The 6,738-nt window shown below is 65.6% G+C and carries 5 protein-coding genes; 4 read left to right on the top strand and 1 reads right to left on the bottom strand.

Translation table 11 applies throughout. The features are described 5' to 3' along the window. Positions 1-14: 14 nt before the first annotated feature. Entirely contained in the window at positions 15-809 is a 795-nt protein-coding gene (locus JWP90_RS10275; protein WP_297363458.1) for a class II glutamine amidotransferase, read from the bottom strand. A gap of 129 nt (positions 810-938) precedes the next feature. On the opposite strand from JWP90_RS10275, the gene JWP90_RS10280 reads away from it, so the two are divergent. The 4 genes from JWP90_RS10280 to JWP90_RS10295 are packed head-to-tail and all read left to right on the top strand — an operon-like array spanning position 939 to position 6,349. Continuing rightward, the gene (locus JWP90_RS10280; protein WP_297363461.1) at positions 939-2,288 is read left to right on the top strand and encodes a glutamine synthetase family protein; all 1,350 of its coding nucleotides are present in this window, start codon (positions 939-941) and stop codon (positions 2,286-2,288) included. A gap of 38 nt (positions 2,289-2,326) precedes the next feature. Next, positions 2,327-3,835: an APC family permease gene (locus JWP90_RS10285; protein ID WP_297363463.1), complete on the top strand. Its 1,509-nt coding sequence runs from the start codon at positions 2,327-2,329 to the stop codon at positions 3,833-3,835. Beyond that, the gene (locus tag JWP90_RS10290) at positions 3,832-5,187 is read left to right on the top strand and encodes an aminotransferase class III-fold pyridoxal phosphate-dependent enzyme (RefSeq protein ID WP_297363466.1); all 1,356 of its coding nucleotides are present in this window, start codon (positions 3,832-3,834) and stop codon (positions 5,185-5,187) included. The genes JWP90_RS10285 and JWP90_RS10290 overlap by 4 nt, the downstream gene beginning before the upstream one ends. Then, positions 5,174-6,349, top strand: coding sequence for an amidohydrolase family protein (locus JWP90_RS10295; protein ID WP_297363469.1), 1,176 nt, complete (start codon positions 5,174-5,176; stop codon positions 6,347-6,349). Before JWP90_RS10290 ends, JWP90_RS10295 begins: the two co-directional genes overlap by 14 nt. The last annotated feature ends 389 nt before the right edge of the window (positions 6,350-6,738 follow it).

The following is a 6,738-nucleotide window of genomic DNA, read 5'->3' on the forward strand; positions in this document are numbered from 1 at the left end:
CTCATCCATGGGCTTCAGTCTGTCATTAGCGGCGCGGTGACCGCGGCCCCATCGGCCAGCGTTATCGTGGTTACGGACTCGGCCGGCAGGGGAAGCCAATCCGGCTCGGCCACTCCGGTCGAGCCGACCAGGATCGTCCCGTCTGGCCTGCGCAACCAGCGGAGGGCAAAGTAGTCCTCGGCGTGCTCATCGGGGAGGTCGAACTGCATGATCTCGGTGACATCTTCCTCCGTCAGTACGCTGTGCGCATGAGCGTGGACCACGATCAGCTCCTCAGAGGTGAGAAGGATGGCGTTCAGGCTGCTCAGCGGGAATGCCTGCCGCAGGTCGCTCGCCGCGGCCCGAGTTGCGTCCGGCAAATCAAGGCCGGCCGCCCTCTTCTCCCGGATCAGGGCGAAGTACATTTCACTGTCGGTGTGACCGACCATGTTCGCCAGGCTCTCCACCGAGAGCATCTTCCGCGCGCACTCCACAGGTTTCAGCGACCCGTTGTGTTCGAACGAGATTCCATCCGAAAGGAACGGATGGGTGTTGGCTTCCTCGATGTCCATACCTGACGTTGCCCAGCGCAGGTGCACCATCGCGGCTCGGGAGCCAACGGCGAGGCTGGTGCCGAAGTTTGAGTCCTTGGCCGCAGACTCCACCGATTTGTAAACGGATGGCCCGTCGCCCACCTCAGAGACGCCGGCCCAGCCCCATCCGTCGCCGTGCACCTGGGCCAGCGAAATGAAGCTGTCAATGCCTCGCTCACCGAGCTCGCGGTCGACCGCTGATGTTCGGGGCGCCACGTAGGCAAAGAGTCGGCACACGAGGGATCCTCCAATGACACGGCGGCCAAATATGAAATGAATATAACAGCTTGACGTAACGTAACGAGTCTGAAACATTTATGTCGCAGGATTGTCCCTCAACGACGCACGGACGAAAGAGAACTCAACGTGACCACTCCCCCACCCGGCTCCTCCCGCGACGAACTTGAGGCGCTCACCCTGAGCCTCCAGGACGCCGGAGTGGCACTGCTGGTGGGAACGGCGCTCGACTTCGCCGGCGTCAACCGCAGCAAGGGCGTGCCCGTGCGCCGCCTCGCTAGCTTTCACCAGACCGGAGCCGGAGCCTCTCCATCGTGGGTGGTCTTCTGCATCGACAACGGCATCGCGTTCACCTCAACGATCGGGGTAACCGGCGACCTGCGGCTCCGCCTCGACGCGAGCCAGGTGCGGCAGATCGACGCGGGGCTGGCCTGGGGTCCAACCGACTACTACAACCAGGACGGCACAATCTCCAGCCATTGTGCCCGTGGTCGGCTCCGCGCCATGATTGCAGCAGCGGAAGCGCGGGGCCTGACCCCGCTGATGGGGACCGAGCTGGAGTTCACCCTCACCACCGCGTCGGGTGATCGCCTCCCGAAGACGTCGTGGTCGGCCTACGGGATGAAGGCGGTGACAGCGCACCGTGCGTTCCTGGTTGACCTCACTGACACGCTGGAGAAGGCGGGTCTCGAGGCCGAACAGATCCACGCCGAGTACGGCACGGACCAGTTCGAGGTATCTTTGGCTCCCGCGTCGCCGGTCGACATGGCTGACACTCAGGTTCTCGCGCGCATCCTGATCGGCATCGTCGCCGCCCGGCACGACATGGCGGCTTCTTTCTCGCCGCTGCCCTGGGCTGACGGTTCCGGAAACGGCGCCCACCTGCACCTCTCGCTGGACCGCGATGGCACGCCGCTTTTCGCCGGCGGCGACGGCCCGCACGGCATCACCGCTGAGGGAGGTGCGGCTATCGGTGGAATCCTGCATGCTCTTCCGGAGCTCCTCGGCCTCTACGCCGGTTCCGTGATCTCGGCGCAGCGGCTGAAGCCGGGAGCCTGGTCCGGCGCATCCGCTTGTTGGGGCCTGGAGAACCGCGAAGCTGCCCTGCGCTTCCTCGCCGCAACCCCGGGCAACCCACACGGCGCGAACGTCGAGCTCAAAATCGTCGATCCCAGCGCGAACATCTACATCGCCGCCGCCGCCCTGCTCGGCTCCGCCCTGCATGGCATCGAGTCCGAGCTGCCGCTACCGCGCGAGATCGTTGACAACCCGGCGGACGACCCCGACCACGCCAAGTTCGCCCTAGCCTTCGACCAGCCCACCATCCTCGATGCTCTTGAGGCATCGACGCTCGCCGTCCAGATCCTGGGCGCCGACATCCACGAGGGAGTGCTGGCCGTTCGCCGACACGAGCAGCACACGTTCGACGGCGTGAGCCCCGAGGACATCGCTCACGCCGTGCGATTCGCCTGGTCCTGAATTACCGATCCGCACCCCTTCGAGCACAGGAGAACACCATGACTTCTGCACCACCGCAAACGAAAACGACCAAACAGCGGCTACCACTCTGGGCGGCAGTGGCGCTTTCCCTCGCCACGATCGGACCCACACTCGCAATGGCGGGGAACGGTCAAGGCCTGATCGGGATTGTCGGGAAGTCGATCCCGCTCGTCTTCATCATCGGACTCATCGGCGTCGCGCTCGTGGGCTACGGCTTCGTCAGGCTGACCCGGCACCTGAACCACGCCGGCTCCGCTTACGCTTTGGTCGGCGGGACGATCGGACCGCGCGCCGGATTCTTCTCTGGATTCGCCATGCTCGGCGCCTACATCGGCTTCTCGATCGGCACGCTCGCACTCACCGCGGCCTTCGTGAATGCGTTCCTCGCCGAGCTGCAGCGCGGATCGTCCGATCCGTTCCAACTGCCCTGGCCGGTCATCACCATCGTCGGTGCGGTCATTTCTTTCCTGCTCGCCGGCCGCGATGTCGCCCTTATCGCCAAGATTCTCCTCGCAATCGAAGGCGTAGGGATCGTCGCCATGATCGTGCTGGTGGGAGTGATCTTCGCCAACGGCGGCGCTCCGAGCACCGGTGTCGACTTCAGCGTGTTCAGCTTCGACGGTGTCGACGTATCCCAGGTCATGGCCGGTGTGGTCGCGGCGTTCCTCTCCTGGGCCGGGTTCGAGGCCTGCGCTTCGCTCGGCGAGGAGACCGATAACCCCAAGCGCAACATCCCGCGCGCCCTCGGCGGCGCACTCGTGCTCACGGGCGTGCTGTTCATCGTCGTGATGTTCGCCCAGACCATCGGTTTCGGAACGGATGCCGCGGGGCTGGAGAAGTTCCAGACCTCCGGTAACACGCTGGGTGACCTCGGGCACGATTACATCGGCACTTGGTTCGGGCTGATCATCATTTTCACCGCTATCTGTGCAGCGTTCGGCTGCCACGTCGCCACGGCGGCCACTGCGGGCCGCATGATCTACGCTTTCACCCGGGACGGCTTCGGCCCGGCTGCTCTGGCCGTGCTCGATGAGAAAACGCAGGGCCCCCGCCGGGCGACCTGGCTGGTCATTGCCCTTGCCCTGATCTCCGGACTCATCTGCTCGGTCGCCGGATGGCCCGTGATGGGCACCGGCAACCCCGCCATCGACGCATACTTCCTCTTCGCAGTCGCTGGCGCCGTGTGCCTGATGGTCGCCTACTTCATGGTCGAAATTGCCGCGATCTGGTTCACCGGGAACAAACGATTCGACATTGTGCACGGCGGCGAGGGCCGGTTCCTCGGCATCGTGCTCCCCGCCATAGGGGCTATCGTGATCGCCGTCGTGCTCTGGTTCAACGTGAAGGACGCCACCGAGCCCACTGCCGCGCCGCTCCTCGGCCTGTACTGGTGCTTGGCTGGCCTCATCCTCGCCCTGGCCGCCTCCAGAATCGCGGTGCGGGTGGGCGAGGCGCTCACCGCGGAACTCGAGTTGCCCGGTCTCGGCAAGGAGCTCGATCCGCGCGAGAAGGCTGCGCAGTCGTGAACCTCACGACAGCGGTGGCTCATGGTGTGAGTCTGTACGAACGGGACGCGCGGGTCATCGCCGGGATCGAGAAGCTGCGCTTCTTCCCGCTCGAGGTCGTGGAGGGGCGGGGCTCCAGCCTGTTCGACCCGAACGGCCGAGAACTCCTCGACCTTTCGGCGACGTGGACCGCGTCGGGGCTCGGCCACGGGCATCCAGCCATCATCGAGGCGATGACCCGAGCGGTGCGCACTGCGCCCGGATCAGGGGGACTCTCCGCGGTGCACCCCGACTCAGTCGGGCTGGCCGAAGACCTGTTGGCACTGGTTCCTGGGTCTGGCGAGCGGCGGGTGTACCTCGGTCACGCCGGCTCAGATGCCAACGACGTGGTGCTGCGCGCCTGCCGCCATTTCTCCGGCCGGAAAACTGTGGTCGCCTTCGAGCACAGTTACCACGGCGGAGTCGGTGTGGCGATGGGCATCTCCGGACAGCAGATCGACGCCGGCCAGGAACAAGACCCGGACGTTGCGTTTCTCCCCTACCCGAACCCCCTCCGGCCGTTCACCGGCGACATCGACTCCACCGTCGCCGCAGTGCTTGACCAGGCGCGCGCCCTGCTCGAGTCCGGCACGGTCGCCTGCCTGATCGTCGAGCCGATCCTCTCCGACGGTGGCCTCGTCATACCGCCGTCGGGGTTCCTGGCCGCGTTGCAAGCGCTTTGCACCGCCAACGCTGTTCCGTTGATCTGCGACGAAGTCAAGGTGGGACTCGGCCGGCCGGGCGCGCTGCACGCGTTCTCACTCGAGGGCATCGAACCGGACATCGTCACGTTCGGCAAGGCAATCGGCGGCGGGCTGCCGCTCTCCGCCGCTGTCGGTCCGGCGGAAATCCTCGACTATCCGGCCGGGTCGGCCCTCCTGACCACCGCCGGAAACCCGATCAGCACGGCCGTCGGCCGCGCGGTCCTCCGTACCATCGTCGCTGACGAGTTACCGGCTCGGGCAGCGGATGCCGGCGCGCGGTTCCTCCGCGGACTCGCCGGCATCGCGGACGGTCACGGTGTCGACAACGGACGTTCGGCGTCCCGAATCGGAGACGTCCGGGGGCGGGGGCTTGTCATCGGCGTCGAACTTGTCACCGACTCTGGCGGCCTCGAGGCCGACGGCGCCCTCGCGCAGCGTGTGGTGTACCGGGCCTGGCAACTCGGTGCCGTCGTCTACTACGTCGGCGGAAACGTGCTGGAGATCACACCGCCGCTGATCATCACCGACAGTGAAATCGATCGCGCCGTCGATATCCTCGACCAGGCGATCAGCGACGCGATCGCCGGCACGGTCAGCGACGAGGAGGTGGCTCCCTATGCCGGTTGGTGAGCTTGGGGTTCTCGCCGGGCTGGAAGGGCAGGTGCCGGCCGGGCTGGGCGAAGCGATAACATCGATGCCCCTCGTCGATCACCACGTGCACGGCTGCTTCATCGACCCGGTTACCCGCGGGCAGTTCGAGCAGGCCATCAACGAGGGCTCCCCCGACCCCATCCCGGCGTTCATGACCCAGTTCGACTCCCAGCTGGGCTTCGCGATTCGCCGATGGTGCGCCCCGCAGCTTGGACTCCCGCCGCACGCCAAGGCGGACGAGTACTGGGCGGAGCGCACGGCGCTTCCGGTGGATGACCTCGACCGGCGAATGCTCGGCGACGCCGGCGTCGAACGCTGGATCATGGACACCGGTTTCGGCACCGACATCATCTCAAGCCTCTCCACCATGACGGAACGATCCGGAACGCCGAGTTCCGCAATCGTTCGCCTGGAGCAACTCGCCGAGAGTATCCTCGCGCACGGCGGTGATCCGGCGGCATTCGCGCCGAAGTTCCGTGAGGCGCTCGCCCAGGCCAATCCATCCGTAGTGGGGTACAAGACCATCGCCGCGTACCGCACAGGGTTCGACATCGACTGGACGCTGCCATCGACAGGCGACCTCGAGCAGGCAGTGACCGAGCTGAACGCGACATCCGCTGGATCAGCGCGCTTGGACCACCCCGTGATCATCGCGTTCATCGTGCACGCGGCGGCAGAACTGGGGCGGCCGATCCAATTCCACGTCGGCCTCGGCGACCGCGACATGGACTTGCACCGGTCCAACCCCATGCTGCTGCTTCCGTTGCTCCGGCAGCAAGAAATCGCCTCCACGCCGATCATGCTGCTGCACACCTACCCCTATCATCGCGAGTCTGGCTACCTGGCCCAGGCTTTCGACAACGTGTACTTCGACGTCGGGTTGACGCTGAACTATGTGGGCGCCCAGAGCACACAAATCATCGCTGAGTCGCTCGAACTCGCGCCGTTCGCGAAGCAGCTCTACTCCTCAGACGCGTTCGGCCTGCCCGAGCTGCACCTGCTGGGTTCGATTCTGTGGCGTCGATCGATGGCGCAGGTGCTTGGCCGGTGGGTGCGTGAGGGCGATTGGAGCGAGCCGGATGCTATCCGAGCCGCGAAGATGATCGCGCACGGCAACGCACGCCGGGTGTACGGCGTCTGATCAGGGTGAACTCATCGAAGCCCTGCCCTGTCACTGGGACGAGGAACCCGGGTCACTCTAGCCTTACCCAAGGCGGACGGGATGTGAGTCAAGTGACCCGAAGGATCATGAGCCATGCCCGACACTGCGCCGAGGCGAACCATTCGCGACCGACCTGCGCGTTCTTGACCCCTTCGGACCCGTCTTCCGGCGCACAAACGGCGCGGCTCAGGTCTTTTGCACAAGTCCGAGCGCCTCGGGAGAGCGCGGATGGAGGAGTTTGGAAAGGATTGTGTTAGAACGGCCCGCCGCTGACCGTCCAGAAGCTGCGCGATGATGACGAGGGCGAGGAATGCGACGTCTCAATCCGGGTGACTTCACCCCCGACGCCGGGGTGTTGTCACTCGGGC

Origin of the sequence: Mycetocola sp., assembly GCF_025464835.1 — a bacterium.
Lineage (GTDB): Bacteria > Actinomycetota > Actinomycetes > Actinomycetales > Microbacteriaceae > Mycetocola_A.